At 37.5% G+C, this 2,810-nt stretch carries 2 protein-coding genes; both read left to right on the top strand.

Translation table 11 applies throughout. The features are described 5' to 3' along the window. Nucleotides 1–44: 44 nt before the first annotated feature. The gene (locus tag GQR46_RS18330; protein WP_165741952.1) at nucleotides 45–593 is read left to right on the top strand and encodes a sugar transferase; all 549 of its coding nucleotides are present in this window, start codon (nucleotides 45–47) and stop codon (nucleotides 591–593) included. Between the two features lie 97 nt (nucleotides 594–690). After that, the gene (locus GQR46_RS18325) at nucleotides 691–2,646 is read left to right on the top strand and encodes a nucleoside-diphosphate sugar epimerase/dehydratase (protein WP_165741950.1); all 1,956 of its coding nucleotides are present in this window, start codon (nucleotides 691–693) and stop codon (nucleotides 2,644–2,646) included. Nucleotides 2,647–2,810 lie beyond the last annotated feature (164 nt).

Here is a 2,810-nt window from a genome sequence, read left to right as displayed (position 1 = left end):
TGGCTGCTGAAAAGTCTTCAATAAAATAATTAATGGATTTATAAATGATACGTTTACTTGACTTTTGGTTTTCACTTTTTGGTTTGTTATTTACGTTACCGTTTTTAGTTATTTTATACATAATTGGTTTGTTTGACACTGGTTCACCTATATTTATGCAAGAACGCGTTGGCCGTAATAAAAAACCATTTACGTTAGTAAAATTTAGAACTATGACCGTTGATACCGCTTCAGTTGCAAGCCACTTAGCTAGTACTGCATCAATAACACCTTTTGGTGGTTTTTTGCGTAAAACAAAGTTAGACGAACTTCCTCAACTTTGGAATGTACTAAAAGGTGAAATGAGCTTGGTTGGACCTCGCCCAGGTTTATTTAATCAAGAAGAGTTAACCCAAGCACGAGATGCCAAGAATATATTTGATGTACGCCCTGGTGTTACAGGCTTGGCACAGGTAAACGAAATAGACATGTCAACTCCAGAGTTGCTAGCTAAAACAGACAAAGAAATGATTGATACACTCACAATTGGTAATTATTTTAAATACATAGTAATGACAGTAACAGGGAGTGGGAGTGGTGATAGGGTTAAATAATTCGAAATATACTTCAGTTATTATACTTTTATAATACCAGTCTCTCTTTATATTTGACACTTAGAACCTTACCTTATGTATCAGAGGAAAACTTGCAGTGGAAAGTTTTATTCGTACTATTTTGAATGCATCACGGGCTAAAAAACGCTTAATTACTTTATGTATTGATTCGTTATTTATAATGCTGGCATTTTGGTTAGCATTAATAGTGAGACTTGATAGCCTAGAGCCCTTAAAACAATTAGATAACTGGCTTTTATTGGCATTATTAACGCCTATAAGTTTATATACGTTTGTAAGTTTGGGGCTATACCGAGCTGTTCTCCGGTACATGAACTCGCAAGCTATATGGGCGATAGTACTAGGTACAGTTATAACAACTGTGATTTTAGTGTTACTTGCCTTTTTTATGGGTATTGATATACCTCGCACAATGCCATTTATATTTGCGTGGTTATGTTTGTTAACTGTCGGCGGTGCACGTGTATTAGTGCGCGCAATTATTGGTAAAATGACCACGAGTAAAAAAGAGTCTGTTATTATTTATGGTGCAGGTTCCGCTGGGCGACAATTAGCCACAGCTTTAAGTGCTGGGCCAGAGTATTTTGTTAGGGCATTTATTGATGACGATGTAACTAAACATGGCTCAATAATTCAGGGTATACCTGTCGTGTGCTTTAAAGATATTTATGAACTAATAAATAAACGTAAAGTGAGTAAAGTTTTATTAGCCTTACCTAGTGAAACTCGCGCACGCCGTAAAGAAATACTCGCTCAATTAGAGCCGCTCACCATTAAAGTGCTTTCTATCCCTGGTATGGCTGATGTTGTAGAGGGCAAAGCTAAGCTTGCTGAAATAACAGAAGTGGGCGTTGAAGATTTATTAGGCCGGGATCCAGTAGCCCCTAGAAAGGATTTAATGACTGCTAACATTTCTAATAAAGTGGTTATGGTAACAGGGGCTGGCGGCTCCATTGGCTCAGAGCTTTGCAGACAAATAGTTAAACAAAAACCAACAAAACTCGTTTTATTTGAGCTTAGTGAATTTGGCTTATATTCAATAGAAAAGGAGCTTAGTGAGTACATTACTAATAATAACCTTAATATTGAATTGATGCCTATAATGGGGTCAGTGCAGCGCATTAACCGCATTGAAACAGTAATGAAAACCTTTGGTGTGCAAACCGTTTATCATGCCGCAGCTTATAAACATGTGCCGTTAGTTGAACATAACGTAGTAGAAGGTGTGCGTAATAATGTGTTTGGTACTTATTATTGTGCTAAAGCAGCAGTTAATGCAGGGGTTGAAAATTTTGTGCTTATATCTACCGACAAAGCAGTGCGCCCTACTAATGTAATGGGCGCCACTAAGCGTATGGCCGAGTTAGTATTACAAGGCTTAGCACAAAAGCAAGGTGTTAATCACAAAACACGCTTTTGTATGGTGCGCTTCGGTAATGTATTGGGGTCGAGTGGTTCTGTTGTGCCGCTATTTCGCAGGCAAATAAAAGAGGGCGGTCCAATAACGCTCACACACCCTGATATAACACGCTTTTTTATGACGATTCCAGAAGCTGCTCAACTAGTAATACAAGCAGGCGCTATGGGTAAAGGCGGCGATGTGTTTGTACTTGATATGGGCGACCCTGTTAAAATTAAAGATCTTGCGACTAAAATGGTACGGCTTTCTGGTTTTGAAGTTAAAAGCGAAACTAATCCACATGGTGATATTGAAATAAAATGTACAGGCTTGCGCCCTGGCGAAAAGCTCTACGAAGAGCTATTAATTGGTGATAACGTAGGTGAAACAACACACGAGCGTATTATGACAGCCAGTGAAGTTATGCTGCCTTTAGCTGAACTTAATGTTTTTATAGAAGCGTTAGATATTGCGTGTCATAACTTTGATCACGAATCAATACGTCAATTGCTGCTAGATGCACCAACAGGCTTTAACCCAACTGATGGTATATGTGATTTAGTTTGGAATGCTAAGGCTAAAAAGTTAGCTGAAGATGTAGCAAAAGATAATATAGTTAACATAAGCAGTTAATAATATAGATTGTAAAATTGCTAAGTAAGTAGCCTCTAAAGGTACGTATATTGTAGGTGAGGTTTTATATCTAGCTTTTTATAAAGTTAAATTACATGAGCGCGCAGTAAATATGAGGCTATTGATTGGTGTATATTTCAATATTTTCATCTCTATTTTATTTT

Source organism: Pseudoalteromonas sp. Z1A6, assembly GCF_011378745.1.
Classification (GTDB): Bacteria; Pseudomonadota; Gammaproteobacteria; order Enterobacterales; family Alteromonadaceae; genus Pseudoalteromonas; species Pseudoalteromonas arctica.
This window is presented reverse-complemented; position numbering and strand designations above follow the sequence as displayed.

Coding starts and splice junctions, on each gene's coding strand:
- GQR46_RS18330 (WP_165741952.1), top strand. CDS start 45: ATGATACGTTTACTTGACTTTTGGTTTTCACTTTTTGGTTTGTTATTT.